At 69.8% G+C, this 24,938-nt stretch carries 27 protein-coding genes; 12 read left to right on the forward strand and 15 right to left on the reverse strand.

Annotated elements, in window-relative coordinates:
• Positions 1 to 13: 13 nt before the first annotated feature.
• Positions 14 to 565: a TetR/AcrR family transcriptional regulator gene (locus tag ACFVDI_RS13740; RefSeq protein WP_378905796.1), complete on the reverse strand. Its 552-nt coding sequence runs from the start codon at positions 563 to 565 to the stop codon at positions 14 to 16.
• A 174-nt stretch (positions 566 to 739) separates the two neighbouring features.
• On the opposite strand from ACFVDI_RS13740, the gene ACFVDI_RS13745 reads away from it, so the two are divergent.
• Together ACFVDI_RS13745 and ACFVDI_RS13750 are read left to right on the forward strand one after the other, a co-directional pair.
• Complete coding sequence (locus tag ACFVDI_RS13745; protein ID WP_378905798.1) at positions 740 to 2,179, forward strand: MFS transporter; 1,440 nt, start codon at positions 740 to 742, stop codon at positions 2,177 to 2,179.
• 158 nt (positions 2,180 to 2,337) lie between these two features.
• On the forward strand, positions 2,338 to 3,627 hold the full coding sequence (locus ACFVDI_RS13750; protein ID WP_378905800.1) for a glycoside hydrolase domain-containing protein: 1,290 nt from the start codon (positions 2,338 to 2,340) through the stop codon (positions 3,625 to 3,627).
• A gap of 111 nt (positions 3,628 to 3,738) precedes the next feature.
• Here ACFVDI_RS13750 and purQ read toward each other — a convergent pair whose 3' ends face one another.
• On the reverse strand, positions 3,739 to 4,425 hold the full coding sequence (purQ, locus tag ACFVDI_RS13755; RefSeq protein ID WP_378905802.1) for a phosphoribosylformylglycinamidine synthase subunit PurQ: 687 nt from the start codon (positions 4,423 to 4,425) through the stop codon (positions 3,739 to 3,741).
• Positions 4,422 to 4,673 carry a phosphoribosylformylglycinamidine synthase subunit PurS gene (gene purS / locus ACFVDI_RS13760; RefSeq protein ID WP_378905804.1) on the reverse strand — a complete coding sequence of 84 codons (252 nt, stop codon included), beginning with the start codon at positions 4,671 to 4,673 and terminating at the stop codon, positions 4,422 to 4,424. Before purS ends, purQ begins: the two co-directional genes overlap by 4 nt.
• 79 nt (positions 4,674 to 4,752) lie before the next feature.
• On the opposite strand from purS, the gene ACFVDI_RS13765 reads away from it, so the two are divergent.
• Positions 4,753 to 5,985, forward strand: coding sequence for an MFS transporter (locus tag ACFVDI_RS13765; RefSeq protein ID WP_378905806.1), 1,233 nt, complete (start codon positions 4,753 to 4,755; stop codon positions 5,983 to 5,985).
• A 34-nt stretch (positions 5,986 to 6,019) separates the two neighbouring features.
• Positions 6,020 to 6,505 carry a YfbM family protein gene (locus tag ACFVDI_RS13770; protein ID WP_378905808.1) on the forward strand — a complete coding sequence of 162 codons (486 nt, stop codon included), beginning with the start codon at positions 6,020 to 6,022 and terminating at the stop codon, positions 6,503 to 6,505.
• Positions 6,506 to 6,554: 49 nt separating this feature from the next.
• Here ACFVDI_RS13770 and ACFVDI_RS13775 read toward each other — a convergent pair whose 3' ends face one another.
• Positions 6,555 to 7,520: a hypothetical protein gene (locus ACFVDI_RS13775; protein WP_378905810.1), complete on the reverse strand. Its 966-nt coding sequence runs from the start codon at positions 7,518 to 7,520 to the stop codon at positions 6,555 to 6,557.
• A 108-nt stretch (positions 7,521 to 7,628) separates the two neighbouring features.
• Here ACFVDI_RS13775 and ACFVDI_RS13780 point away from each other — a divergent pair, with 108 nt between their 5' ends.
• A complete protein-coding gene (locus ACFVDI_RS13780; RefSeq protein WP_378905812.1) occupies positions 7,629 to 8,084 on the forward strand; it encodes a hypothetical protein in 456 nt (151 codons plus the stop codon).
• A gap of 43 nt (positions 8,085 to 8,127) precedes the next feature.
• Here ACFVDI_RS13780 and ACFVDI_RS13785 read toward each other — a convergent pair whose 3' ends face one another.
• Complete coding sequence (locus ACFVDI_RS13785) at positions 8,128 to 9,690, reverse strand: long-chain fatty acid--CoA ligase (RefSeq protein WP_378905814.1); 1,563 nt, start codon at positions 9,688 to 9,690, stop codon at positions 8,128 to 8,130.
• Between the two features lie 115 nt (positions 9,691 to 9,805).
• A complete protein-coding gene (locus ACFVDI_RS13790) occupies positions 9,806 to 10,714 on the reverse strand; it encodes a phosphoribosylaminoimidazolesuccinocarboxamide synthase (protein ID WP_378905816.1) in 909 nt (302 codons plus the stop codon).
• 55 nt (positions 10,715 to 10,769) lie between these two features.
• Here ACFVDI_RS13790 and ACFVDI_RS13795 point away from each other — a divergent pair, with 55 nt between their 5' ends.
• Both ACFVDI_RS13795 and ACFVDI_RS13800 read left to right on the forward strand, forming a co-directional pair.
• Entirely contained in the window at positions 10,770 to 11,366 is a 597-nt protein-coding gene (locus tag ACFVDI_RS13795; RefSeq protein ID WP_378905818.1) for a hypothetical protein, read from the forward strand.
• Positions 11,366 to 11,974 carry a deaminase gene (locus ACFVDI_RS13800; protein ID WP_378905820.1) on the forward strand — a complete coding sequence of 203 codons (609 nt, stop codon included), beginning with the start codon at positions 11,366 to 11,368 and terminating at the stop codon, positions 11,972 to 11,974. The genes ACFVDI_RS13795 and ACFVDI_RS13800 overlap by 1 nt, the downstream gene beginning before the upstream one ends.
• A gap of 24 nt (positions 11,975 to 11,998) precedes the next feature.
• Here the strand turns inward: ACFVDI_RS13800 and ACFVDI_RS13805 are convergent, their stop codons facing one another.
• Complete coding sequence (locus tag ACFVDI_RS13805; RefSeq protein WP_378905822.1) at positions 11,999 to 13,207, reverse strand: MFS transporter; 1,209 nt, start codon at positions 13,205 to 13,207, stop codon at positions 11,999 to 12,001.
• 84 nt (positions 13,208 to 13,291) lie between these two features.
• Between ACFVDI_RS13805 and ACFVDI_RS13810 the strand changes: the two genes are divergently transcribed.
• Entirely contained in the window at positions 13,292 to 13,624 is a 333-nt protein-coding gene (locus tag ACFVDI_RS13810; protein ID WP_378905824.1) for an ArsR/SmtB family transcription factor, read from the forward strand.
• Here the strand turns inward: ACFVDI_RS13810 and ACFVDI_RS13815 are convergent.
• Positions 13,621 to 14,199 carry an antibiotic biosynthesis monooxygenase gene (locus ACFVDI_RS13815; protein WP_378905826.1) on the reverse strand — a complete coding sequence of 193 codons (579 nt, stop codon included), beginning with the start codon at positions 14,197 to 14,199 and terminating at the stop codon, positions 13,621 to 13,623. The genes ACFVDI_RS13810 and ACFVDI_RS13815 overlap by 4 nt on opposite strands.
• Before the next feature lie 58 nt (positions 14,200 to 14,257).
• Here ACFVDI_RS13815 and ACFVDI_RS13820 point away from each other — a divergent pair, with 58 nt between their 5' ends.
• Complete coding sequence (locus ACFVDI_RS13820) at positions 14,258 to 14,575, forward strand: antibiotic biosynthesis monooxygenase (protein ID WP_165111380.1); 318 nt, start codon at positions 14,258 to 14,260, stop codon at positions 14,573 to 14,575.
• On the opposite strand, the gene ACFVDI_RS13825 is transcribed toward ACFVDI_RS13820, so the two are convergent.
• The 3 genes from ACFVDI_RS13825 to purB are packed head-to-tail and all read right to left on the reverse strand — an operon-like array spanning position 14,562 to position 17,362.
• On the reverse strand, positions 14,562 to 15,482 hold the full coding sequence (locus ACFVDI_RS13825; protein ID WP_378905828.1) for an oxygenase MpaB family protein: 921 nt from the start codon (positions 15,480 to 15,482) through the stop codon (positions 14,562 to 14,564). The genes ACFVDI_RS13820 and ACFVDI_RS13825 overlap by 14 nt on opposite strands.
• Positions 15,483 to 15,521: 39 nt before the next feature.
• Complete coding sequence (locus ACFVDI_RS13830) at positions 15,522 to 15,926, reverse strand: NUDIX domain-containing protein (protein ID WP_378905829.1); 405 nt, start codon at positions 15,924 to 15,926, stop codon at positions 15,522 to 15,524.
• Between the two features lie 5 nt (positions 15,927 to 15,931).
• The gene (purB, locus tag ACFVDI_RS13835; RefSeq protein WP_378905830.1) at positions 15,932 to 17,362 is read right to left on the reverse strand and encodes an adenylosuccinate lyase; all 1,431 of its coding nucleotides are present in this window, start codon (positions 17,360 to 17,362) and stop codon (positions 15,932 to 15,934) included.
• Between the two features lie 39 nt (positions 17,363 to 17,401).
• Between purB and ACFVDI_RS13840 the strand changes: the two genes are divergently transcribed.
• Genes ACFVDI_RS13840 through ACFVDI_RS13850 form a run of 3 tightly spaced genes read left to right on the forward strand, consistent with a single transcriptional unit; the run spans position 17,402 to position 20,241 of the window.
• Positions 17,402 to 18,616, forward strand: a complete 1,215-nt coding sequence (locus ACFVDI_RS13840; RefSeq protein WP_378905831.1) for a DUF4032 domain-containing protein — start codon at positions 17,402 to 17,404, stop codon at positions 18,614 to 18,616.
• Positions 18,617 to 18,641: 25 nt separating this feature from the next.
• Positions 18,642 to 19,928, forward strand: coding sequence for a phosphoribosylamine--glycine ligase (gene purD / locus ACFVDI_RS13845; protein ID WP_378905832.1), 1,287 nt, complete (start codon positions 18,642 to 18,644; stop codon positions 19,926 to 19,928).
• 22 nt (positions 19,929 to 19,950) lie between these two features.
• Positions 19,951 to 20,241, forward strand: a complete 291-nt coding sequence (locus tag ACFVDI_RS13850) for a hypothetical protein (RefSeq protein WP_378905834.1) — start codon at positions 19,951 to 19,953, stop codon at positions 20,239 to 20,241.
• Between the two features lie 40 nt (positions 20,242 to 20,281).
• On the opposite strand, the gene ACFVDI_RS13855 is transcribed toward ACFVDI_RS13850, so the two are convergent.
• From ACFVDI_RS13855 to ACFVDI_RS13870, 4 genes are all read right to left on the reverse strand, one after another.
• The gene (locus ACFVDI_RS13855; RefSeq protein ID WP_378905836.1) at positions 20,282 to 21,565 is read right to left on the reverse strand and encodes an adenylosuccinate synthase; all 1,284 of its coding nucleotides are present in this window, start codon (positions 21,563 to 21,565) and stop codon (positions 20,282 to 20,284) included.
• Between the two features lie 156 nt (positions 21,566 to 21,721).
• Positions 21,722 to 22,702: a helix-turn-helix domain-containing protein gene (locus ACFVDI_RS13860; protein WP_378905838.1), complete on the reverse strand. Its 981-nt coding sequence runs from the start codon at positions 22,700 to 22,702 to the stop codon at positions 21,722 to 21,724.
• Positions 22,703 to 22,729: 27 nt separating this feature from the next.
• Positions 22,730 to 24,202 (reverse strand): lysine--tRNA ligase, encoded by a 1,473-nt coding sequence (lysS, locus tag ACFVDI_RS13865; RefSeq protein WP_378905872.1) that lies wholly within the window; start codon positions 24,200 to 24,202, stop codon positions 22,730 to 22,732.
• A gap of 92 nt (positions 24,203 to 24,294) precedes the next feature.
• Positions 24,295 to 24,708 carry a DUF3151 domain-containing protein gene (locus ACFVDI_RS13870; protein WP_378905840.1) on the reverse strand — a complete coding sequence of 138 codons (414 nt, stop codon included), beginning with the start codon at positions 24,706 to 24,708 and terminating at the stop codon, positions 24,295 to 24,297.
• Positions 24,709 to 24,938: the final 230 nt, after the last annotated feature.

Here is a 24,938-nt window from a genome sequence, read left to right on the forward strand (position 1 = left end):
GCCCCAGGGCAGGTCAGGATTTGAGGACGCCGTTCGCAATGACGTCGAGCATGGGACGTACGTCCTTGGGTTCGAGCGAGGACTGGTCGGCCATGGTCGCCACGCCGCCCAGGAGGCGGCAGACGTCGAGGTTGTCGACACCTTCGCGCAGCACACCGTGGTCGGCCATCTCCGTCAGCACGCTCTCATTGGCGTCGGCGTAGGTCTGGCACTTGGTGCGCAGCGGTGAGTCCTGACAGCCCAGGGAGGCGGTGATCTTGGCGGCCGCGCCCTGGTGGCGGGTCAGCAGAGCGACGTACTCCTCGAACCAGGCGAGGAGCTTCTCGCGGCAACCGCCCTCGGTCGCCATCGCCTTCTCGACATGGGCGGAGACCTCCTCGATCCAGGTCGCCATGATCGCATCGTGGAGCGCCTCGCGCGTCGGGAAGTGGCGGTAGAGGGTGCCGGGACCGACGCCCGCCCGCCGGGCGACCTCGTCGAGAGGCGCGTCGAGACCACGTTCCTTGAAGACCGCATGGGCGACCTCGATCAGCCGTTCGCGGTTGCGTTGCGCGTCGGCTCTCATCAGGACCTCCTCGGTGGCTCCCGCTGCACTGCGGGGGCCTCAAGTTAACAGCAGTCACCGCCCGGCCATCTAAATGCGTTGCTAAACGGAGACACTCTCCGGTAGTGTCATAGTCAAGCGGAGACTTCCTCCGCTTCACTGTACTCCCTTTCCGTCTCCAACAGGAGCTCTCGAATGACATCCACCGTGGCACCACCCACGCCACCCGCGGCCACCAAGGCCGCCGGCGCCGGGATCGCCCTGGTCCTGGTCGCCCAGCTGATGATCGTGCTCGACTCGGCGGTCGTGAACGTCGCGCTCCCCCGGATCGCCGGGGATCTCGAGTTCACGCCGGCGGCACTCACCTGGGTCCTCAACGGCTACACCCTCGCCTTCGGCGGCCTGCTGCTGCTCGGCGGTCGCCTCGGCGACGTCTTCGGCAGGCGACGTACGTTCGTGGCGGGCCTGTCCGTCTTCACCCTCTTCTCCCTGGCCGGCGGGCTCGCGCCGACCGACGATCTGCTCGTCATCGCCCGGGCGCTGCAGGGCTTCGGTGCCGCGATCGCCGCACCTCAGGTGCTGGCCCTGCTGACCACCTCGGCGAAGGACGAGGCCGGCCGGGCCCGGGCGATCGCGCTCTTCGCAGCGGTCTCCTCCAGCGGCGCCTCGATCGGCCTCATCCTCGGCGGCATCCTGACCGACATCGCGTCGTGGCGCTGGACGCTGTTCATCAACGTACCCATCGGGCTCGTCGTGCTCGCCCTCGTCGGTCGCCTGGTCTCCGAGACCGCTCGGCGACCGGGACGCTTCGACATCGTCGGCGCCGTGACCGCCACCGGTGGCGCGGCCGCAATCGTCTGGTCGCTGATCGGTGCTCCGGAGCACGGCTGGACGTCCGTACGCACCATCGGCGGCATCGCGGTCGGCCTGCTCCTGCTGGTCGCCCTCGTGCTCACCGAGCGCCGGGTCGCTCACCCGCTGCTGCAGCTCCACCTGTTCAACAGCCACCGCCGCGTCGCCGCGTTCATCGCCGCGGTCGGGCTGGTCGGCGCGCAGTTCGCGACGTTCTACCTGACCGTGATCTACCTGCAGGGCGTGCTCGGCATGGGGCCGCTCGCCTCCGGGCTGGCGTTCCTGCCGCTCACCCTGATGATCTTCGCGATGTCCCGGATCGCACCCCGCATCGCAGCCCGGATCGGGATGCCGCGGCTCCTGGTCCTGGGCGCCACCGGCCTCACCGCGTCGTTCGTGTGGCTGAGCACGCTGTCGGAGACGAGCACGTACGCCGGCGCCGTCCTGGCTCCGTTCCTCCTCAACGGTGCCTTCGCCTCGCTCGTCTTCACCTCCACCACGGCCCTCGGCCTGGAGGGTGTCGACGCCGCTCACGCCGGCTCGGCCTCGGGTCTGGTGCAGACCATGCAGCAGCTCGGCGGCTCGATCGGCCTGGCCGTGATCGCCTCGGTCTACGTCGCCAACGGCATCCCCGGCGAGGTCGTGCCCGGGATGCGCGAGGCCTTCTACGCCGCGGCCGCCCTCGGCGCGCTGGGGATCATCGCCTCACTGAGCGTCGTGCTCCGACGCCCCTCCGGGGCACCGTCGTACGTCACGGGAAGAGCAGCGGTCGAGGTCGACTGAGGTCGCTGTCCGCGAGATCGGGGACGTTGGACCATCGGCACGAGTCGTTCTGCCTCTGCCGTCCCGGTCATCCATCTGCAAATTTCACACCATGGGGGGGTATCACTACATTCGGGCACGCCCGGCGCATCCTGGTCGCCGGCATCACCGCAGGCGTCATGGCTGTCGCGGGACTGGCTTCTGCCGGTCCCGCGACGGCCGCAAACCCGGTCACCCCGGGCAACTTCACCGGCTTCGGCTTCGACCAGTGCCAGGCCCCGTCGCAGACCGCGATGGACCAGTGGTGGAAGTACTCGAACTTCACCGGCGTGGGCATCTACATCTCCGGCAAGTCACGTGGCTGCCGCGTCCAGACGTACCTCTCGGCGACCTGGGTGCGCAACCAGCAGGCCCGCGGCTGGCGGCTGCTGCCGATCACGCTCGGCCCGCAGGCCTCGTGCAACCCGCGCTATCCGCGCTACGGCGACGATCCGAAGATCAACCCTGACCCGACCGACGGGTACGCGGCGGCGAGGCGTCAGGCGATCAACGAGGCCAACGCGGCGGTCACCGCCGCCAAGGGCTACGGGATCGCGGCCGGCAGCACGATGTTCTACGACCTGGAGGCCTTCGACATCTCCAACCGGGTCTGCCGCGAGTCGGCGATGTGGTTCATCTCCGCGTGGAGCTACCGGATCAAGGTGCTGGGCTACCGCTCGGCGATGTACTCCAGCGCGGCGTCGGGGATCAAGGCGATCTACGACGTCCGGCGCGCGCAAACGCCCGGATTCACGTATCCGTCGGACATCTGGATCGCCGACTGGGACGGCAAGGCGAACACCTCGACGACGTACATCCCGGACACCGTGTGGAGCGACCACGACCGCGTCAAGCAGTATCGCGGCGGCCACGACGAGACGCACGGCGGCGTCACGATCAACATCGACTCCGACTATCTCGACGTCGGCCGCGGCTCCTACGCACCGCCGGTGGTCAGGTGCGGTGGCGTACGCGTCGACTTCGACTACTACCCCGACCTCCGCCCGGCGACGTCGACCTACACGCCGCCCGCGGCGTACGTGAAGGCGCTCAAGTGCATGCTCAGCACCCGCGGCACCTTCGACGGCGTGATGAGCGGCTACTACGGCTCCGCGCTGCGCGCCGCCGTCCACAACTGGCAGCGTACGCACGGCCTCGCCGTCCGGGACCTGTGGACCCGCGGCGCCTGGAAGACGCTGTGGGCCGCCAACCGACACCCGCTCCTGAAGCGCGGCTCGGCCGGCGACCAGGTCCGCGATCTCCAGCGCGCCCTCAACTCCACCACCCGCACCGAGGAGCGGGTCAAGGTGACCGGGGTCCTCGACTGGAACACCCACGTCGGCCTCGTCGCCTACCAGCGGCGCCTCGGGCGCACGACCAACGGCATGGCGACCGACATCACCTGGTACGACCTGTCTCGGGGCCGCTGAGGTGAGAGGTCAGGCGAAGGTCTTCTCGGCCGGCTCAGCGCTGGAGCGCCGCTCGTCTGGACGCAGCGGAGCGAGGAGCGAAGCGACGAGCGCAGCGGAGGAAGACGAGGGTCAAGCGGAAGCGCTCGCGAATTGCGAGGCAATCGCCAACGACAGAGTGAAGAAGCCGAGCCCGTCCGTGCCCGATCCCGTGAGGGTCTCCACGGCGTGCTCGGGGTGGGGCATCAGGCCGACGACGTTGCCGGCCTCGTTGGTGATGCCGGCGATGTCGTTGACCGAGCCGTTGGGGTTCACGTCGAGGTAGCGCGCCACGACACGGCCCTCGTCCTCGAGCCGCTTGACGGTGTCGGCGTCGGCGACGTACTGCCCCTCGCCGTTCTTCAGCGGGACGACGATCTCCTGGTCCTGGGTGAAGGCGGAGGTCCAGGCGGTCGAGGTGTTCTCGATGCGCAGCTTCTGGTCGCGGCAGATGAACTTGAGGTGGTCGTTGCGCAGCAGGCCGCCGGGGAGCAGGTGAGACTCCACCAGCATCTGGAAGCCGTTGCAGATGCCGAGGACCGGGAGGCCCTTCTGGGCACCCTCGATGACCTCGGTCATGATCGGGGCGAAGCGGGAGATGGCACCGCAGCGCAGGTAGTCACCGTAGGAGAAGCCGCCCGGCAGGATCACCGCGTCGACGCCCTGGAGGTCGTGGTCGCCGTGCCAGAGCGCAACGGCCTCGTTGCCGCCGATGCGGACGGCGCGCTGCGCGTCGACATCGTCGAGCGTGCCCGGGAAGGTGATGACGCCGATCTTCACTTGACCGGCTCTTCCACGCGGACGACGTAGTTCTCGATCACCGTGTTGGCCAGGAAGGTCTCGGCCAGCTTCTCGATCTGCGCGAGCGCCTCGTCGGTGACCTCGGGGATCTCCAGCTCGAACCGCTTGCCCTGACGGACCTCGGTGACCCCGGTGAACCCGAGCCGCGGCAGGGCGCCGAGCACGGCCTTCCCCTGCGGGTCGAGAATCTCGGGCTTGGGCATGACGTCGACGACAACGCGAGGCATGGCTGCAGTGTAGGTGGGCCATACGCCGCTCACCTAAACCGTTGGCACCCGCCCGATCCGGTCTTTACGATCGCTCCTCGTGCGCCATCTGCTGATCGACATGACGCCGTTGCGTACGTCACCTGCTTTCCGCCGGTTCTTCATCGGGCGGGCGGTCTCGGGGCTGGGTGGACAGATCTCGGTGGTCGCGGTGATGTACCAGGTCTGGGAGGCGACCCACAGCCCGTTCTGGTCCGGCAGCGTCGCGCTCGCGCAGCTGGTCCCGATGCTCACGATCGGGCTCTGGGGCGGTTCCGTGGCGGACCGGGCCGACCGGCGCACCATCCTGATGGCCACGACCGTCGTCCAGCTCACGCTGGCCGGGCTGCTGGTCGCCCAGGCCCTCTGGCTCGGCACCTCCCCCGCCTCGCTCGGGCCCGTGCTCGCGCTGGTCGCGCTCATCGCCGGGACCGGCGCGGTCGCCGCCCCCGCCGGCATGGGCGTGATCCCGCGTCTGCTCCCGGCCGACCAGGTCGCCGCCGGGCTCGCCCTCAACCGGCTGAGCTTCCAGGGGTCGATGCTCCTGGGCCCGGCACTGGGCGGCCTGATCATCGGCTACGCGGGTCTCGAGATCGCCTACGCCGTCGACGCCGTCTCCTTCGCCGCCGGCTTCCTCGGCGTGCGCGGCCTCCCGGCCCTCGCTCCCGTCACCAGAACGAGCGGCGGCGGAATCCTCGAAGGGCTGCGCTTCGCCGCCACCCAGCCCGTCGTACGCGGCGTGCTGCTCGTCGATCTCGCAGCCACCGTCCTGGCCATGCCGGTGAGCCTGTTCCCGCTGATCAACGAGGCCCGGTTCGGCGGCGACCCACGTACGCTCGGGCTGTTCCTGACCGCGATCGCGGTCGGCGGGGTCGCGGCCTCCCTCGTCTCGGGCTCGTTCACCCGGCGCAGCCGGCCGGGTGTGATCACCATCGGCGCCGCCGCCGTGTGGGGCCTCAGCCTGGGGGCCGTCGGGCTGGCCACCTCACCGTGGCTCTGCCTCGCCCTGCTCGCCGTCGCGGGCGCGGCCGACTCGGTCAGCGTGGTCACCCGTGGCACCCTGATCCAGCTGGCGGTGCCCGACGACCTGCGCGGCCGCACAGCCGCGATCGAGATGATCGTCGGAGCCGGCGGCCCGGAGGTCGGCAACCTCCGCGGCGGCGCCGTCGCCCAGCTCACCTCGGGCCCGTTCGCCCTGGTCAGCGGTGGCCTCACCTGCCTGCTCGCCCTGGTCGCGGTCGGCGTCACCTCCCGGCCGATGCTCACCTTCCGAACGGATCTGCCAAGAACCTGATGTGTCGCCGGAGTCGATGGCGCATGCTCCTGCCATGGGAATGATCTGGATCGCCTTGGCGGTCGACGAAACGACGGCCGAGGGCATCAAGACCGACCCGGAGCGACTCTGGGACCTCGAGGAGCGGCTCGCTGACGACAACGATCCACGGCTTGTCGACGTGGACAAGGCGTGGCACGGGATCCACTGGCTGCTGACAGGCAGCGTCTGGGAGGGTGAACCCCCTCTTGGTGACGCGATCTTCGGCGGAGACGAGTTCGGCGAGGACAACGGCTACGGGCGCCCGCGCCACCTGTGCGCGGACCGCACGGTCAAGGTGCACGCGGCTCTATCAGCACTCAGCGAAGCTGAACTCACATCGCGCTACGACGGGGCGGCGATGAACGCTGCAGAACTCTATCCGGTCGGTATCTGGGAGGAAGACGGCCAGGCCTACACGTTCGAGCACCTGGCGGAACTCCGGGCGTTCTATGCGCATGCCGCAAGCAACGGCCTCTCGGTCATCCAGCAGCTGACTTGATGTTCCAAGGTCGAAGTTCACAGCCACCCGGTGACTGCGATCTTCGATCTTACGCATCTGCACACACCGAGCACGAGCGAACCTGACCCTCCCAACCGCCGAGCCTCAGCAGATCGCCGATGCGGGCGGCCGTCCGGCACGGATCACGGAGCACCTGCCCATAGGTGAGCCGGACGGTGCGCAGGCCGCGCGCAGCAGCGGCAGCCAGATCGCGAGCGTGATCGGCATCGCGCGATGCAGCACTGCCGTGGAAGGCGCGCCCGTCGAGCTCGACGACCAGACCGTACGCGGCATAGGTGACGTCGCGCTCGACGGAGACGCCATCGACCGAGTCGGCGATCTGGCGCTCCCCGGCCGGTAGGCCATGAGCGCGCTCGACGCACCTGAGATACTCGCGCTCGAGCACCGAGCACGCGCCGGCCTTGAGATCCTCGAGCAACTCGCCGAGGAGATGCCGATCGCGCAGGCGTCGGCGATGTGACAGGGCCTCGACCAACGCCCCGGCCCTCAGCGCCTTGCTCTGCACCAGGTCGGCGAGCATCGAAAATGCCTCATTGACGTCGGCCGCCTCCGCGGCCGCATCGATCGCCGCCTCCGCGATCAGCTGTCGCGGCGGATAGTCGGCCCAGTCCACGTACCCTTCGAAACGGGCCCGGCGACGGACGATCACACCCTCGGGCGCACGCACCGTGCGACCCATCGGCACCATCACCTCGATCGGCGCCCGCTCCGGTGGCTTCGGGAGCGCCGACCTCCCGGTCAGAGCCGCCGGCCAGCAGGCCAGCACCGCCGCCCACGCCCGCTGACCCCAGGTCGGGTTGCCGGTGTGACCGACATAGACCCCCGGATGGATCGCGGTGAGCTCGCAGTTTCGTACGAGGCGGCGGATGTCGTGGTCCTGCGCGCGCAGCTCGCGCAACTGGCGCCGCGAGATCACGCCGCCCTGGATCTCGTCGCGCAACCGCACCATGCCATCACGGTCAAACGGTTGCCTCACGTCCCCCGAGTCGGCCACACCCACAGTCTGACCCAAACACTCGAAGTTCGCGGCCACCAAGTGACTGCGAACTTCGACCGTGCAACGGTGGACCTTGTCCCAGGGGCAACCGCCAGGGTCGGAGCCATGCGACTGCGCTCCCTCCTCATGGACGTACGCCCGCTGCAGCTTCCCGCGTACCGGCGTCTGTGGTTCGCCTCCGCCGTGACCGCGATCGGCGGCTCGTTCAGCGGCCTCGCGGTGCCGTTGCAGCTGTTCGAGCTGACCGGGTCATCGGCGTACGCCGCGGCGGCCGCCGCTGTCTCGATGGCCACGCTGATCGGCGCGGCCCTCGGGACCGGCGCGACGGTGCCGTCGGTCGTGCCGGCGGATCTGCTGGCTGCGGCGAGCAGCCTGAGCTCGGTCACCCGCTACACCGGCGCGGTCCTCGGACCCCTCCTCGCTGGCCTGCGGGTGACGCTGTGGACCGTCGCTCGACTACCCCGGCTGACCCCGATCCTGGCCGTCGTCGCTGTGCTCCGCGCGGCGCCCGAGCTGTGGCGCTACACCGCGACGAGCTCGAAGATCGCAGCCACCACGTGACTGCGATCTTCGAGCTACGGCACCTGCCGGCGTACGAAATCCCCTACTTCAGCTCGCGCTTGAGGATCTTGCCGGTGGCGGTCATCGGCAGGGCGTCGACGATCTCGACGATGCGCGGGTACTTGTAGGCGGCCATCTGCTCCTTGCTCCAGTCGACGATCTCCTCCGGCGTGGCCGAGGCGCCGGGCTTGAGCACGAGGACGGCCTTGATCTCCTCACCGTGGGAGTCGTGCGGGACGCCGATCACGGCGGCCAGCGAGACCGCCGGGTGGGTGAGCAGGACCTCTTCGATCTCACGCGGGTAGACGTTGAAGCCGCCGCGGATGATGAGCTCCTTGGCGCGGTCGACGATGTAGTACCAGCCGTCCTCGTCGCGCTTGGCGAGGTCGCCGGAGCGGAACCAGCCCTCGTCGGTGAGCACCTCGGCGGTCGCCTCGGGGCGGTTGTAGTAGCCCTTGAAGATGTTGTGGCCCTTGATCGCGATCTCGCCGATCGCGTCGGGGGTCCACTCGATCTCGTCCCAGGAGGCCGGGTCGATGAGCTTCATCTCGACACCCGGGATCGGGATGCCGATCGAGCCGGGCCGCACGGGCTGGCCGTACTCCGAGAACGAGGCCACCGGAGATGTCTCGGAGAGGCCGTAGCCCTCGAGGATGGTCACGCCGAAGCGCTTCTCGAACTCCTTGTGGATCTCCACCGGGAGGGCCGAGCCACCGGCGGCGGCGACGCGCAGGTTCTTGGCGAGGGTGGCCACGTCGATGTCCTCGGAGAGGGCGCCGAGGAGCCCCCAGTACATCGTCGGGACACCGGCGAAGAAGCTCACGCTCTCCTTGAGCATCGTCGCCAGCGCGGCTGCCGCGTCGAAGCGGGGCAGCAGCACGACGGTGCCGCCGAAGGCGATCGCGCCGTTCTGCACGACCGTCTGGCCGAAGGCGTGGAAGAGCGGCAGCACGGCCAGATAGGTGTCGGGCCGGTCGGCGGAGGCGCCGAAGAGCTCGGCGCCGGCCAGCGCGTTGTCGCGCATGTTGCGGTGGCGCAGCTCGGCGCCCTTCGGCTGCCCGGTGGTGCCGGAGGTGTAGAGGATGACCGCGGTGTCGTCCTCGTCGGTGGCCACGGTGTCGAAGGTCGGCGGCTGGGTGCCGATGCCCTGGCCGAGCGTGGTGACGCCCTCGATCGGCGAGGCGGCGGTCGGGTCGGCGGTGATCAGGAAGAAGTTCTCGATCCCGGCCTCCTGCGCACCCGCGTGCGCCTCGGCGCCGATGGCGAGCTCCGGCGTGCCCTCGAAGGCGAAGAGCGCCTTCGCGTCGGAGTCCTGGAGGTGGTAGGCCACCTCGCGCCCCTTGAGCAGCACGTTGAGCGGCACCACGGTGGCCCCGGCCTTGAGGATGCCGAAGTAGACCATCGTGAAGTAGGGCAGGTTCGGGCTCATCAGGGCGACCCGGTCACCTGCGCCGATGCCCTTGCTCGCCAGCAGGTTCGCGACCTGGTTGGCGGCTCCGTTGACCTGGGCGTAGTTCAGACGGACGTCACCCAGGACGATCGCGGTGCGCTCGGGATAGTTCGCCGCGGAGTCTTCCAGCAGCGAAGCGAGGTTGTACGTGGACACATGGCCTCCAGTGGTGTTCGTGTTACGCGTCACAACCTACCCGCGCGTAGGGTTTCAGGGAACCAAGTCTCAATTTTAGTGCGACACGTGTCCCTGGAACTTCGCCCGGAGTCCGTCAGAAGCGGTGGCCGGTCAGTTTCTCGTACGCTTCGACGTACTTCGCCCGCGTGCGCGCGACGATCTCCTCGGGCAGCTCCGGCGGCGGACCACCGGCAGCCCGGTCCCAACCGGACTCGGGTGAGAGCAGCCAGCGCCGGATGACGTCCTTGTCGAAGCTGGGGATCGCGCTGCCCGGGTGCCACTGGCTCGCGTCCCAGTAGCGGGAGGAGTCCGGGGTGAGCACCTCGTCGGCGAGCACGATCGTGCGGATGCCGAGGTCGTCCTGGCGTACGCCGAACTCGAACTTGGTGTCGGCCAGGATCAGTCCGCTGCCGCGGGCGATCTCGTCGGCGCGCTGGTAGACGGCCAGCGTCAGCCGGCGCACCGCGGCGGCGTCGTCCTCGCCGATCAGCCTGGAGATGTATTCGTAGGTGACGTTCTCGTCGTGGTCACCCAGCTCGGCCTTGGTCGCCGGGGTGAAGATCGGCGGGGTCAGCCGGGAGCCGTCGACCAGGCCGGCCGGCAGCCGGATGCCGCAGACCTCGCCGGTGGCCTCGTACTCACGCAGGCCCGAGCCGGTCAGGTAGCCACGCGCGACACACTCGACCGGCAGCATGTGGAGCTTCTGCGCGACCACCGCACGGCCTTCGACGGAGGCGGGGACATCAGTCGAGAGGACGTGGGTCGGCACCAGGTCCTCGAACTGGTCGAACCACCACAGCGACAGCTTCGTGAGGATCTCGCCCTTGTCCGGGATGACCGTGTCGAAGACGTGGTCGAAGGCCGAGATGCGGTCGCTGGCGACCATCAGGAGCTGGCCGGCGTACGGACCCTCCTCCAGTTCGTAGAGGTCGCGCACCTTGCCGGAGTGGAGGTGCTTCGCGCCCGGGATCGCCGGCGCCGGCGGGATGTTGAGTTCAGCCACGGGATCAGCCTAAGAGATGGGCGGCCGCGGGCCCGCTGTGGCAGAGTTTCGAGCCATGGCCGAGACAGCTGATCAGATCTACGCCCGAGTCCAGGCCGGCGGCGACCTGCCCGCGCCGAGCATCACCGAGTGGGACATCTTCCCGTGGGTCGTACGCGACGGGGAGATCGCGCCCAAGCCGCTCGCTCCGCCTGCTCCCGAGGAGCCTCGCAGCGGCGAGGACGGGGTGGACTGCAACCTGTGCAGCGCCGACCTGCCGGGCGTGATCTGGCAGGACGAGAGCTGGCGGGTGAAGCACCTGAAGCAGTCAGGACTGCCGGTGGTGCTGATCCTCGAGCCGCTCGAGCACTACGACCTGCCCGATCTCGACGAGCACCAGGCGGCCGAGTTCGGTGTGCTCACGGTCCGGCTCGTCCGGATCATCGAGAGCCTGCCCAACATCGGCCGCTGCCATGCGATGCGCATCGGCGACGGTGCCGAGCACCTGCACATGTGGTTCCTGGCCCGCCCGAAGGACCTGCTCTCGGTACGCGGCAGCTTCTCGCCCGACTGGGACGACATCCTTCCGCCCGGCCCCGCAGAGGTCTGGCGCGCCGACCTCGCCGAGGTCGCCCGCAAGCTGGCCACCCACGGCGGCGAGGCCCTGATCTGATGACGTTGCCCGGCCGGTTCGGCGAGGCGGACGTACGCCACCTGCTGGACGTGATCGAGCAGGAGATCGTCCCGCTGACCCGTGCGGGCGTGGCCGCGGGCAACAAGATCTTCGGTGCCGCGATCCTGCGCCGGTCGGATCTGTCCGTGGTCGCGTCCGAGACCAACAACGAGACCGAGAACCCGCTGTGGCACGGGGAGATCCATGCCATCAAACGCTTCTTCGAGCTGCCGGCCGATGACCGGCCGGCGCCCGGCGACTGCCTGCTGCTGGCGACCCACGAGCCGTGCTCGCTCTGCCTGTCGGGCGTGGCCTGGTCGGGGATCCCCGAGTTCGCCTATCTCTTCAGCCACCAGGACTCGGCCGATTCCTTCGCGATCCCCTACGACCTGGCCATCCTCAAGGGCGTCTATGCCGTCCCGGACCCCGACCGCGACGAGGTCGAGCCGGGACGCGACCTCTACAACCGCACCAACGACTACTTCACCAGCACCGCCCTCGCCCCGCTCGCCGACCCCGATCAGCTCGCCCGGCTCACCCGGACCTACGACGAGCTCTCGGCGGCGTACCAGGAGCGGAAGGGCGGCGGGGCGATCGCCCACCCCTGACGGCCCATGACCGGCCGCGGCCGATCAGTCGTCGCGGCGCCAGCGCAGCAGCCCGGCCACCGAGGAGAGCACCACGACGACGGCTCCGTAGCCGTAGGTCGTGGCCGCGAGACCGATCTCCGGCGTCAGCAGCCCGGCGACGACGGCGGGTACGCCGAAGGCCAGGTAGGACACGATGAAGATCACCGCGAAGACCTCGGCCCGCTCGTGGGCGGGGAGAAGCGGCATGATCGTGCGCAGGATGCCGAAGAAGGCGGTGCCGAAGCCGGTGCCGGCCACGACCACGGCGACGAGGTACGCCGCCGCCGAGCCGGTCAGCAGGGCGAGCAGGCTGAGCACGGTGCCGCCGGCCAGCGCGGCCGTGCCGTAGAGCGTCGTCGCGCGGGCCGACCGGTTGCGGAAGACGTACGCCGCCACCGCCCCCGCTCCGGCGAGGGCTCCGATCGCCAGCCCCTGGAGGATGTGGCTGGTGGCGCCCAGCTCGCTGCGTACGATCGCGGCGCCGAGGGAGAGGAAGAGCCCACCGGTGGCCCAGCCGGCGAAGATCGCCGGGGCGCTGCGAGCGAGCAGGCCCCGGATCCCCGGTGGGACGGCGACCCGCGGACGCAGCGAGGCAAGCAGCCCCTCGTGGCGGGGCGCGGTCTCGGGCGCGAGCCAGACGCCTGCCACGAGAAGGAGGGACAGGACGACGAGAGCGTCGAAGACGAGCAGCCGCGCGTCGCTGCTCACCTGGAGGACCACGCCGGAGACGACGGCGCCGACCGCCAGACCGACCATCGGCGCGATGGCGTTGACCACCGCCGCCGAACCGGGGCGCGACGGCCGCTCGAAGTCGGCCACGGCGGCCGACAGCGTCGAGAGCAGCAGGCCGCTCGCGACCCCTTGCAGGATCCGCGCCTCGAAGAGCACGGCCGCGGTGTCGGCGCCTCGGAAGAGCGCGAAGCTGGCCGCCAGCAGCAGGAAGCCGACGGTGACCACCGGACGCCTGCCGACATGGTCGGAGACCGAGCCGCCCACGAGCAGCGTGGCCAGCAGCGCCACGGCGTAGACGGCGAAGACCGCCGTCATCACCCAGGGCTGCAGCCCGAGGCCGACCTGGAGGTCGGGATAGAAGGGCGAGGGCGCGCTGGCCCCGGCCATCATCAGCACCACCGCCCCGAGGGTCATCCCGGCGCCGAGCCGCCGCCCAGAGACGACGTCCGTCGTCGTCCCGCTCATCACCTCTGCCGACATCACCACTCCATCTCTAGTTCGAATTTTTTCGAACCATTTAGGAGCGTACGTGCCTTCCGACGACTGTGCAACTATTATCGAACCATGAGTTCTTCCCCGGACCTTCCGCATCCTGAGCGGTCGGAGCTCTCGCTGACGAGCGTGCTCTTCGCGCTCAGCGACCCCGAGCGCCTGGCGATCGCCCGCCAGCTGGTCGACGGTCCTCTCGACATGGCCGAATGCCACCTCAGCAATCCGAACGTGCCGAAGTCGACGAAGTCGCACCTGATGAAGGTGCTGAGGACCTCCGGGGTGGTCCGCAACGAGGCCAACGGCCGCGCCCGCCGCCTCTCGCTGCGCCGTGAGGATCTCGACGCGCGGTTCCCGGGGCTCCTCGATGCCGTCCTCTCCGCCGAGGACAGCACCCCGAAGTCCTAGCGGCGGCGCCAGGGTGCCGGGCGGCCGTGCAGGAACCACTCCATGTTGCGGGTGATCCACGGCAGCCCGAAATAGGTCATGAACGGCAGCGTCACGATCATCACGCCGAGCACCTTCAACGCCAGCGTCCACTCGGCGACGAAGGGCCCGATCAACCAGTTGGCGAGCAGGCTGACCGGGTAGAACATCAGAAAGATCGTGATCGTCTGCTTCCACCGCGGCGGTGCCGTCGCGACCCCGGAGACCTGCTCGACGTCGTAGGTGCTGGGCGGATCGAACCAGCCCTCGATCCCGGTGCGCCGCTCGATCCGGGTCTCCTCCACGAACGGTTCGCCCGCCCCCAGCCACCAGCCGCGCTGACGGCTGTTGTCCCAGCGTCCCAGGGTCTCGTGGGAGTCGAACCGGTAGAGCAGGTGCCACTGGTCGGAGTCCGGTGACGGCCGGACCCAGCCAGCGCCCAGGAAGCCCGGGAACTCGCTGGCCAGCCGGATCCCCGCCTGCATCCAGGCGACCATCTCGTCGCGGCGCTCCACGGAGACTCGACGGGCGATGGTCACGGTTACCGGCTCGGACATGCCGTCCATCGTCGCAGGCACGTACGCCGCGTCCCCAGCCCTCGCATAGGTTTGCGGCATGTCTGTGGTGAAGATCAACGCAATCCAGGTTCCGGAGGGTGCAGGAGCCGAGCTCGAGAAGCGGTTCGCAGCGCGAGCCGGGGCGGTCGAGAAGTCACCGGGCTTCCTCGGCTTCCAGCTGCTGCGCCCGGTCGCCGGCGACGACCGCTACTTCGTCGTCACCCACTGGGACTCGGAGGAGTCCTTCGCGGCCTGGCGCGACGGGGACGCGCGGGCCGCGCACGCGACCCCGCCGGGCGAGGCACCGCGCAAGCCGGTCTCGACCGGCGCCGACCTGCTGGAGTTCGAGGTCGTGCTCGACGTCAAGCCGGCCTGACGTCTCCCTCAGGCGGACTGACGTCGGAGACGCCGGGGATGCTGACCCCGCCCCGGCGCACCAGGGCTTGTTCGCCCCGCTGGACGACCTTGTAGAAGTGCTCGCTCCTCCCCCGCAGCAGCGGTGTCGGTCCGAGGAGCGAGAGGCGGCGGTGGGCGAGGCGGCTGGCGATGCGTACGGCCCGCCATCTCGTCTCGGCCGCAGCCGACCACGGGATGCCGTAGTGCTCGCGGACGATCGCCGGCAGGCTGCCCTGGACGACGGTCCGCAGCGTCTCGGAGGTCGGCGGCCCACCAGGGAGGTGGTAGCCGGCGGTGCCGGCGATGTGGCGGCCGACCAGGCGGGCCTCGTCGACCAGGTAGGGCTCGTCGGAGCAGAGCCAGGCGTCGAAGCGGCGCCGGAAGTCGGGATAGGACGCCGGCGCGGCTTCGGCCGGCATGCCGAAGAGACCGGCCCAGGTCACGAACCCGTCGAACAGCTCCTCGCGCTCATGCGGACGGAGGGGACGCACCAGGGCGTCGTACATGAACTCGACCGAGTCGAGCGCGAAGGCCGCCGTCCACCACATCAGCCCGGGGTCGGTGGCCGAGTAGTGCGCACCCGCTGGGTGGGCCGGCCCGCCGTCGACCTCCATCGTGCCGTCGACGGGCACATGGCGCTTTGCCGTGAACGCGAGCGCCCGGTCGGCCTCCTCCTCGGTGCCGAGGAAGACCGTCTCCATCAGCCGCGCAGTCAGCGCGAGCCGGGTGTAGGGCGTGGTCCGGTGCGCGGTGTGCTGCGCGGTGCCGACGAAGAGCCGCGGGTGCAGGCCGCCGATCACCAGCGCACGCTGCCCCCAGGTCAGCCCGACGGCGCGCTGACGCATCGCGCGGACGACCATCGAGTCGGCGGCGAAGTACCCGGGCACACCGCCAGTCTCCCACCGTTCCGGTGGGGCCGCCGGGGATCAGGCCGGCTGGAGAGCCGGGACGACGTGCTCCCTGGTCAGCGGGGCGAAGTCGGCCCCGCCGGTGATCTCGGTCAGCGTCGCCCAGCGCAGCTCCGCGATCTCGGCGGCCGCGTCCGGCGTCACCTCGCCGGCCCAGGTGAAGACCGTCGAGCGCACCAGGTGCCCCGGCTCGTTGGCGGCATCGGCCTCGAACTCACCCAGCAGCACGAGCTCCTCGACCCGAAGGCGTACGCCGAGCTCCTCCGCGACCTCCCGCACGGCCGCCTCCACGGCGGACTCCCCCGGCTCCAGCTTGCCGCCGGGCAGCATGAAGCTCGTGGTGCCGTTCTTGCGGACGCTCAGCATCCGCCCTTCCCCGTCACGGAAGACGACCGCCGCGACGGTGATCACCGGGCCCGTCACCGGGCTCAGAGGATCTCGCCCGGCACGTAGGCGGCGGCCTCGGGGTGCGCGGCGGTGACGGCCTCCACGCGGCGTACGACCTCCTGGACCTGCGCGACGGCGGCTCCGGTGAACTCGATCGGCTCGGCGACGAGGGACTGGATCTGGTCCTCGGTCAGGCCGAGGCGCGAGTCGGCGCCGAGCTTGGCGAAGACGTCGTTCTCGGCCTGCCCCTTGCGCATCGACAGCGCGGTGCCGACGGCGGCCTCCTTGATCGCCTCGTGGGCCTCCTCGCGGCCGACGCCGTTGCGGACGGCGGCCATCAGGACCTTGGTGGTGGCCAGGAACGGCAGGTAGCGGTCGAGCTCACGCTGGATCACGGCGGGGAAGGCACCGAACTCGTCCAGGACCGTCAGGAAGGTCTGGAAGAGGCCGTCGGCGGCGAAGAAGGCGTCGGGGAGCGCGACGCGGCGCACGACCGAGTCGGAGACGTCACCCTCGTTCCACTGGTCGCCGGCCAGCTCGGAGATCATCGAGAGGTAGCCGCGCAGCACGACCGAGAGGCCGTTGACCCGCTCGGTGGAGCGCGAGTTCATCTTGTGCGGCATCGCGCTCGAGCCGACCTGGCCCTCCTTGAAGCCCTCGGTGACCAGCTCGTTGCCGGCCATCAGCCGGATCGTGGTCGACAGGTTGGAGGGGCCGGAGACCAGCTGGACCAGCGCCGAGACCGCATCGAAGTCGAGCGAGCGCGGGTAGACCTGGCCGACGCTGGTGAAGACGTTCTCGAAGCCGAGGTGGGCCGCGACCCGCTCCTCGAGGGCAGCGAGCTTGCTCGCGTCACCGTCGAGCAGGTCGAGCATGTCCTGAGCCGTGCCCATCGGGCCCTTGATACCGCGCAGCGGGTAGCGGGCGATGAGCTCCTCGACCCGCTGGAGACCGACGAGCATCTCGTCGGCGACGGTCGCGAACCGCTTGCCGAGCGTGGTCGCCTGGGCCGCGACGTTGTGGCTGCGGCCGGCCATGACGGTGGTCTCGTGCTCGGTCGCGAGCCGCGCGAGGCGCGCCAGCGTGGCGACGGCACGGTCGCGGATCACCTTCAGACTCGAGAGCACCTGGAGCTGCTCGACGTTCTCGGTCAGGTCCCGCGAGGTCATGCCCTTGTGGATGTGCTCGTGGCCGGCCAGCGCGGCGAACTCCTCGATCCGCGCCTTCACGTCGTGGCGGGTCACCCGCTCACGGGCCGCGATCGAGTCGAGGTCGACGTCCTCGACGACCTTCTCGTACGCCTCCACGACGCCGTCGGGGACGTCGATGCCGAGATCCTTCTGAGCCTTGAGCACCGCGATCCAGAGCTGGCGCTCCAGCACGATCTTGTGCTCGGGGCTCCAGATCCCGGCGAGGTCGGCAGCGGCATAGCGGTTGGCGAGGACGTTGGGCACCACAGTCACGGCGGACATTCTCCCATGTCCGATGCTCCACCCCACTAACGTGGCGGTATGGCTCTGCAGATCCTCGCCAGCCGGCCCGACCCGGCGATCTACACCCTGCCCTGGTCACGAGCCCTGGAGGACTGGCCGGACGACGTCGTGGTGCCGCTGACGCGGGGCCTGAGCCGTCACGTCGTACGCATCGTGCGGGTGCGCAACCACGTCTACGCGGTCAAGGAGACCCAGGCCGACATCGCCCGGCGGGAGTACAACATGCTGCGCGAGCTGCAGCGTCTCGGTCTGCCGACGGTCGTCGCCAAGAGCGTCGTCACCGGCCGCAAGGACCACGACGGCAACGACCTCAACGCCGCGCTGATGACCGAGCACCTCACCTACTCGCTCCCCTACCGCGCGCTGTTCGAGCGGGGCCTGGCCGCCGACCGGCTCCCCAGCCTGATCGACGCCCTCGTCGTCCTGCTCGTACGCCTCCACCTCGCCGGCTTCTACTGGGGCGACGTGTCCTTGTCGAACGTCCTCTTCGTCCGCGACGCGGCCGGCTTCGCCGCCTATCTGGTCGATGCCGAGACCGGTGAGCTGAAGCCCGAGCTCTCCGACCGGCTCCGCGAGTACGACCTCGAGGTCGCCTACCAGAACATCTACGGCGAGCTCCTCGACCTGCAGGCGAGCGAGTCGCTGCCGGAGGCCTTCCCGATCGACGCGATCGTCGAGCGGCTGCAGAGCCGCTACGACGCGCTGTGGCGCGAGCTCACCGAGGAGCAGGTCTTCTCGGCCGAGGAGATGTGGCACATCGAGCAGCGCATCGAGCGCCTCCACGACCTCGGCTTCGACGTCGAGGAGCTCGACATCACCACCAGCGAGGACGGCGACACGGTGGCACTGCGGCCGCGGGTGGTCGAGCTGGGTCACCACCGCCGCGAGCTGCGTACGCTGACCGGGCTGGAGGTTCAGGACGCCCAGGCCCGGCGGATCCTCAACGACATCTCCGCCTTCCGCGCCACCCGCGAGCTCGGCGACCTGCCGATCGAGGTCGCCGCGAGCCGCTGGCTGCGCGAGATCTACGAGCCCATCGTCGCCATGCGCCCGCCCGGCGCCGCCGCCAAGCTGACCCCCGCGCAGATGTTCCACGAGATCCTCGAGCACCGCTGGGTGCTCTCCCAGTTCGCCGGGGAGTGGGTCAAGCTCATCAACGCCGCCGAGTCCTACTACGAGGACGTCATCGCCCACCGCCCCGACGAGGCGGTGACACCGCCGGCGGAGGACTGAGCCGGGCTCGTCATAAGGTGGGCCCGTGAGGATCCTCGTCGTTGGCACCGGTGGTCGTGAGCACGCGCTCGCTCTGAAGCTCTCCCAGGAGGGGAACGAGGTGTACGCCGCACCCGGCAACCCCGGGATCGCGGAGTTCGCCACGCTGCGGGAGGTGGACATCATGTCCGGGCCCGCGATCGCCTCCCTGGCCGGTGAGCTGGGCGCCGACCTGGTCGTCGTCGGGCCCGAGGCACCGCTGGTGGCCGGGGTCGCCGACGCGGTCCGTGAGGCGGGGATCGCCGTCTTCGGACCGTCGGAGGCGGCCGCGCAGCTCGAGGGGTCGAAGGCCTTCTCCAAGGACGTGATGTCCGCGGCCGGCGTGCCGACCGCGGGCTCGCGCGTCGCGACCACGCCCGAGGAGGCGGCCGCCGCGCTCGACGAGTTCGGCGCTCCGTACGTCGTCAAGGACGACGCCCTCGCCGCCGGCAAGGGCGTCGTGGTGACGCGTGACCGCGAGGAGGCGCTGGCTCACGCCGCCGCCTGCGAGCGGGTCGTCATCGAGGAGTTCCTGGACGGCCCCGAGGTGTCCCTGTTCGCGATCTGCGACGGCACGCGTGCCTACGCGCTGCAGCCGGCGCAGGACTTCAAGCGGATCTTCGACGGCGGCAAAGGCGGCAACACCGGCGGGATGGGCGCCTACTCGCCACTGCCGTGGGCACAGCCCGACCTGGCCGACGTCGTGCTGACGACCGTCGTCCAGCCGACCCTGGCCGAGATGGAGAAGCGCGGCGCGCCCTTCGTCGGATGCCTCTACGTCGGGCTCTCGCTGACCGCCAAGGGCCCGAAGGTGATCGAGTTCAACTGCCGCTTCGGCGACCCCGACTCGCAGCCGGTGCTGGCGCTCCTGGAGTCCTCGCTCGGTGACCTGCTGCTCGCGGCGGCCAACGGCGCGCTGGACACCGTCGAGGCGCCGACCTTCTCCGACGGCGCCTCGGTCACCGTCGTGCTGGCCTCGGCCGGTTACCCGGAGTCCTCCTCGAAGGGCGACGTCATCACCGGCGTCGGCAACGCCAACTCGATCAACGACGTGGACGTGATCCACGCCGGCACCGCGATCGTCGACGCCTCCACGCCGGAGGAGCCCGACCACCGCCACCTGGTCACCGCGGGCGGCCGTGTCCTGGCGGTCCGCGCGAAGGGCTACGACATCGACGACGCGCGCTCGCGGGCGTACGCAGCCGCCGACCTGATCACCTTCGACGGTCTTCAGCGGCGCTCCGACATCGCGGCCGAGCCGCTCGGCGTCGTCGAGGGCGCCTCGCTGCTTTGAGCATCGGCGTAGCCTGCCGGACATGACCTGGGTCGTGTTCGGCATCGCCGTCGCTGCCGTGCTCGGCCTGATGATCGCGGCCTGCAACAAGGCCCTGCGCTCCTCGCGGCGCGGCGTCTCCTCCGGGCTCGGCGACGGCCTGGGCAGCTTCATCGACGTCTTCGATCCCGGCAACGCGCGCGCCGCGCGCGAGCTGAAGGACCAGGACAACGTCGGTCACGTGATCCCGTCGCCCGACGGCGACGACCCGGCCCACGGTGTCGACCTGAAGGCCGGGCGGGTCACCATCCGTCGCCCGAGCGCGCACCTGTGAAGCTGGGAGTGGCCACGAGGCCACTCCCAGCTTCACGACCTCAGGTCAGGGAGTTGATGATGACCGTCTCGTCGCGCGCCGGGCCGACGCCGATGACCGACATCGGGGCGCCGGAGATCTCCTCGACGTACTTCACGTACGCCTGGGCGTTGGCCGGGAGGTCGCTGAACGACCGCGCCCCGGAGATGTCCTCCTTCCAGCCGGGCAGCATCTCGAAGATGGGCTTGGCGTGGTGGAAGTCGGACTGGTTGACGGGCATCTCCTCGTGGCGGACGCCGTCGACGTCGTAGGCCACGCACACCGGGATCTCGTCGAGACCGCCGAGCACGTCGAGCTTGGTGAGGACGAAGTCGGTGACGCCGTTGACGCGGGCGGCGTAGCGGGCGATGACCGCGTCGTACCAGCCGCAGCGGCGCGGCCGGCCGGTGGTGGTGCCGAACTCGTGGCCGTTGTCGCGCAGGTAGTCGCCGGAGGCGTCGAAGAGCTCGGTCGGGAACGGTCCCTCGCCCACTCGCGTGGTGTAGGCCTTCACGATCGCGACCACCCGGTCGATCCGGGTCGGCGGGATGCCGGAGCCGGTGCAGGCACCACCCGAGGTGGCGTTGGAGGAGGTCACGAACGGGTAGGTGCCGTGGTCGACGTCGAGCAGCGTCGCCTGGCCGCCCTCGAGCAGCACGGTCTCGCCCTTGTCGAGGGCCTGGTTGAGCAGCAGTCCGGTGTCGCAGACCATCGGCGCGATCCGGTCGGCGTAGGACAGCAGGTCCTCGACGACCGCCTCGACGGTGAAGCCGCGCCGGTTGTAGACCTTGGAGAGCAGCTGGTTCTTCAGCTCCAGCGCACCCTCGACCTTGCCGCGCAGGATCGACTCGTCGAAGAGGTCTTGGACGCGGATGCCGATGCGGTTGACCTTGTCGGCGTAGGTCGGCCCGATCCCGCGGCCGGTGGTGCCGATCTTGCGCGAGCCGAGGAACCGCTCGGTGACCTTGTCGAGCTGGCGGTTGTAGTCGGCGATGACGTGGGCGCTGGCCGACAGCTTCAGCTTGGAGATGTCGACGCCACGCTGCTCCAGGCCGCCCAGCTCCTCGAAGAGGACCGCGAGGTCGACGACGACCCCGTTGCCGATCACCGGCGTCACGCCGGCGGTCAGGATGCCGCTGGGCAGCAGGTGGAGGGCGTACTTCTCCTTGCCGATCACCACCGTGTGGCCGGCGTTGTTGCCGCCGTTGAACTTCACGACGTAGTCGACGTGCTCACCGAGAAGGTCGGTCGCCTTGCCCTTGCCTTCGTCGCCCCACTGGGCGCCGATGATCGTGATCGCGGGCATGTGTTGCTCCTTCGCTCCGGACGGAGTCCCTCCGGGCGTGCCCGGCTGCTCAACGCACCAATATCTAGTGTGTGCTCGATCCATCTACAGAAAGCAAAAAACCCTGGCAAGACCAGGGCTCTTGCGACCACACGCTAGCAAATACCGGCCCGTACGTCACAGCCAGGCTCGCCGTGCGGCCTCGACACCCGCCTCGAACCGGGAGGTCGCGCCGAGGTCTTCGAGCAGTTCGGCGACCCGCCGACGGACCGTACGCAGCGAGACACCGAGCCTCCGGGCGATCTGCTCGTCCTGGGCTCCGCTGGCCAGCTCGGCGAGCAGCAGACGGCGCTCCGCGGTCGGCAGGTCCTCGAGCTCGGCCGCCGGGAGAGCGCGGCGCCACAGCTCCTCGAAGTAGCTGGTCACCACCTCGACGATGCCCCGCTGACGGACGTTGATCAGTGGCTGCTCCACCGGGCCGAGCGGGTCCGGGAACATCGCGTGGGTGCTGCCGACGACCATCAGATGGGTGGGGACGCTCGGCAGGATCCGGATCTCCTCCCCGATCTCGACCCGCATCCGCAGCACGTCGGGCGAGTTCCTCAGGGCCGCCACCGGGTAGATCCCGCGGCACCGGCGACCCGACCTGATCGTCGACTCGATGACCGAGATGAACCGCATCTCCGAGGGGTGCATGGTCACCGCCGGACGCAGCCACATCATGTCGCCCGAGGTGGCCGAGACCAGGCGCTCGAAGGTCTCCGGCGTGAACTCGGTGGCGACCACCTCGCCGTCGATCGGGTGCTCCTCGCCGATCGTGGCCGGGAGCCGTGCGGCGGTGCCCGCGACGTACGGCACCGACTGGGAGATCTTGAGCAGGTGGTCGTGGGCGTCCTGGGCCCTGGTCGCGGCCCGCTCCAGCATGTGGGCGACCACCGCTGTCGGGCTGAGCACGGTCAACGTCTCACCACAGCTGATGACGCCGCTCTCGATCAGGGGCGTGGCCTCCTCCTTCAGCTCGCCCTCGGAGGTGGACAGCGTGGCCGCCACCGCCATGCACGGCCATCCGGTGAGCGGGAGGAGGCGACTGTAGAGCTGCGCCGCGCCCGGGTCGAACCCGAGCGCGGTCATCAGCGTCTCCGACCGGCCGTTCTCCATACCTGGCACTCTAGTGCCAGATAGGTGTCATGCCTCCGGCTTGAGCAGCGGGAAGAGGATCGTCTCGCGGATCCCGGCGCCGGTGAAGAGCATGATCGCCCGGTCCAGACCGAGCCCGAGGCCACCCATCGGCGGGGCGCCGTACTCCAGCGCCCGCAGGAAGTCCTCGTCGAGCTGCATCGCCTCGGGGTCGCCGCCGGCGGCCAGCAGGGACTGGGCGGCGAGCACCTCGCGCTGCACCACGGGGTCGATCAGCTCGGTGAAACCGGTGCCGCGCTCGACACCGCCGATGATCAGGTCCCAGGCGAGCACCTTGCCCGGCTCCTCGTCGTTGATCCGCGCCAGCGGCTGGGCGATCGCCGGGAAGTCGCACAGGAAGGTCGGCTGGATCAGGTTGGGCTCCACCAGCTCGCCGCACAGCTCCATGACGATCTTGCCGGCGTCCCAGGCCGGGTCGAGCTCGACGTCGTGCTTGTCAGCCAGCGCCTTGAGCGTGTCGACGTCGGTGTCGGGCGTGACCTCGACGCCGACGACCTCGGAGACGCCCTCGTAGACCGGCAGCCACTTCCACTCGCCGTCGAGGTCGATGACGACTTCCTCACCGGTGGTCGAGCTCGTCGAGACCACCTGGCGCGAGCCCACCGCGTCAGCCGCGGCGAGGTACATCCGCCGGATCTGCTCCGCGATCGTGAACTGGTCGCCGTAGGCCTGGTAGGCCTCGATCATCGTGAACTCGGGGCTGTGGGTGGAGTCGACGCCCTCGTTGCGGAAGATCCGGCCGATCTCGTAGGCCCTGTCGACGCCGCCGACGACGGCCTTCTTGAGGTTGAGCTCGAGCGCGATGCGCAGCGACATCGGCTGGTCGAACGCGTTCATGTGGGTGTTGAACGGCCGCGCGTGCGCACCGCCGTGGATGAGCTGCAGGACCGGCGTCTCGACCTCGAGGTAGCCGTCGTCCTCCAGGCAGCGGCGGATCGCCTGGGTGATCTTCGCGCGCGTGCGCACCATGTCGCGCGCCTCCTGGCGCACGATCAGGTCGGCGTAGCGCTGTCGCACGCGGGACTCCTCGGACAGGTCCTTGTGGAGCACCGGCAGCGGTCGCAGCGCCTTGGACGCCATCTCCCACCTCGAGGCCATGATGGAGAGCTCGCCGCGCCGCGAAGAGATCACCCGGCCGGTCACGGAGACGTGGTCACCGAGGTCGACCAGGCTCTTCCACTCCGCGAGCGACTCCTCGCCCACCTCGGCGAGCGAGAGCATCACCTGGAGCCGGGTGCCGACACCCTCCTGCAGGGTCGCGAAAGCCAGCTTGCCGGTGTTGCGGACGAACATGACCCGACCGGCGACGGTGACCACGTCCTGGGTCTCCTCGCCGGCCTCGAGCTTGTCCTCGTAGGCCTCGCGCACCTCGGCGAGGGTGTGCGTGCGGCCGACCTCGATGGCGTAAGCCTTCTTGCCCTCGGCCAGCAGGCGCTCGCGCTTCTCGCGCCGGACCAGCATCTGCTCGTTGAGGTCCGGCTCTGGCGCGTTGGTGGTCTGCTCAGTCACAGGGCAAGGCTAGGCGAAATCGCTGGTCCGACGCGATTCGGTAATCAGCCCAAGAGGGTGTCGTACGCCGTCGGGCTGCTGTCGCGGAGGAACGCGCTGCAACGCTCCCACTCGTCGGTCTCGCCGATCGCCTTGGCCTGCTCGGCGAGGAGGGCGAGGCTGGTCAGGAAGCCACGGTTGGGCTCGTGCTCCCACGGCACCGGGCCGTGACCCTTCCAGCCGTTGCGGCGCAGCATGTCGAGCGAGCGGTGGTAACCGACGCGGGCGTAGGCGTAGATGGTCACGTCCTCGGCGCCGGCCTCCTTGGCGGCCGTCGCGAGCGCGGCCCACGCCGCGGGCGAGGCCGGGTGGCGGCGTACGACCTCGGCGGGCTCGGTGCCGGCGGCCAGATCGTCGGTCGCAGGGTCGGCGGGGAGGTGGGTCGGCGGCGGTCCGGCCATCAGATCCTGGTGCGTCATGCACACCATTCTATTTGCGATTGCTCCGCAATTCGCGAGCGCCTCCGCTTGACCCTCATCTTCCTCCGCTCCACTCGTCGCTTCGCTCCTCCCTCCGCTGCGTCCAGACGAGGGGCGCTCCGACGCTGGACTATCTGCGATTGCTCCGCAATTCGCGAGCGCCTCCGCTTGACCCTCATCTTCCTCCGCTCCACTCGTCGCTTCGCTCCTCCCTCCGCTGCGTCCAGACG

The organism is Nocardioides sp. NPDC057767, from assembly GCF_042798275.1.
Lineage (GTDB): Bacteria > Actinomycetota > Actinomycetes > Propionibacteriales > Nocardioidaceae > Nocardioides.

Coding starts and splice junctions, on each gene's coding strand:
- ACFVDI_RS13740 (WP_378905796.1), bottom strand. CDS start 565: ATGAGAGCCGACGCGCAACGCAACCGCGAACGGCTGATCGAGGTCGCC.
- ACFVDI_RS13745 (WP_378905798.1), top strand. CDS start 740: ATGACATCCACCGTGGCACCACCCACGCCACCCGCGGCCACCAAGGCC.
- ACFVDI_RS13750 (WP_378905800.1), top strand. CDS start 2,338: ATGGCTGTCGCGGGACTGGCTTCTGCCGGTCCCGCGACGGCCGCAAAC.
- purS (WP_378905804.1), bottom strand. CDS start 4,673: ATGCCTCGCGTTGTCGTCGACGTCATGCCCAAGCCCGAGATTCTCGAC.
- ACFVDI_RS13770 (WP_378905808.1), top strand. CDS start 6,020: ATGGGAATGATCTGGATCGCCTTGGCGGTCGACGAAACGACGGCCGAG.
- ACFVDI_RS13780 (WP_378905812.1), top strand. CDS start 7,629: ATGCGACTGCGCTCCCTCCTCATGGACGTACGCCCGCTGCAGCTTCCC.
- ACFVDI_RS13795 (WP_378905818.1), top strand. CDS start 10,770: ATGGCCGAGACAGCTGATCAGATCTACGCCCGAGTCCAGGCCGGCGGC.
- ACFVDI_RS13800 (WP_378905820.1), top strand. CDS start 11,366: ATGACGTTGCCCGGCCGGTTCGGCGAGGCGGACGTACGCCACCTGCTG.
- ACFVDI_RS13805 (WP_378905822.1), bottom strand. CDS start 13,207: ATGTCGGCAGAGGTGATGAGCGGGACGACGACGGACGTCGTCTCTGGG.
- ACFVDI_RS13810 (WP_378905824.1), top strand. CDS start 13,292: ATGAGTTCTTCCCCGGACCTTCCGCATCCTGAGCGGTCGGAGCTCTCG.
- ACFVDI_RS13815 (WP_378905826.1), bottom strand. CDS start 14,199: ATGTCCGAGCCGGTAACCGTGACCATCGCCCGTCGAGTCTCCGTGGAG.
- ACFVDI_RS13820 (WP_165111380.1), top strand. CDS start 14,258: ATGTCTGTGGTGAAGATCAACGCAATCCAGGTTCCGGAGGGTGCAGGA.
- purB (WP_378905830.1), bottom strand. CDS start 17,362: ATGTCCGCCGTGACTGTGGTGCCCAACGTCCTCGCCAACCGCTATGCC.
- ACFVDI_RS13840 (WP_378905831.1), top strand. CDS start 17,402: ATGGCTCTGCAGATCCTCGCCAGCCGGCCCGACCCGGCGATCTACACC.
- ACFVDI_RS13850 (WP_378905834.1), top strand. CDS start 19,951: ATGACCTGGGTCGTGTTCGGCATCGCCGTCGCTGCCGTGCTCGGCCTG.
- ACFVDI_RS13855 (WP_378905836.1), bottom strand. CDS start 21,565: ATGCCCGCGATCACGATCATCGGCGCCCAGTGGGGCGACGAAGGCAAG.
- ACFVDI_RS13860 (WP_378905838.1), bottom strand. CDS start 22,702: ATGGAGAACGGCCGGTCGGAGACGCTGATGACCGCGCTCGGGTTCGAC.
- lysS (WP_378905872.1), bottom strand. CDS start 24,202: ATGCTGGTCCGGCGCGAGAAGCGCGAGCGCCTGCTGGCCGAGGGCAAG.
- ACFVDI_RS13870 (WP_378905840.1), bottom strand. CDS start 24,708: ATGACGCACCAGGATCTGATGGCCGGACCGCCGCCGACCCACCTCCCC.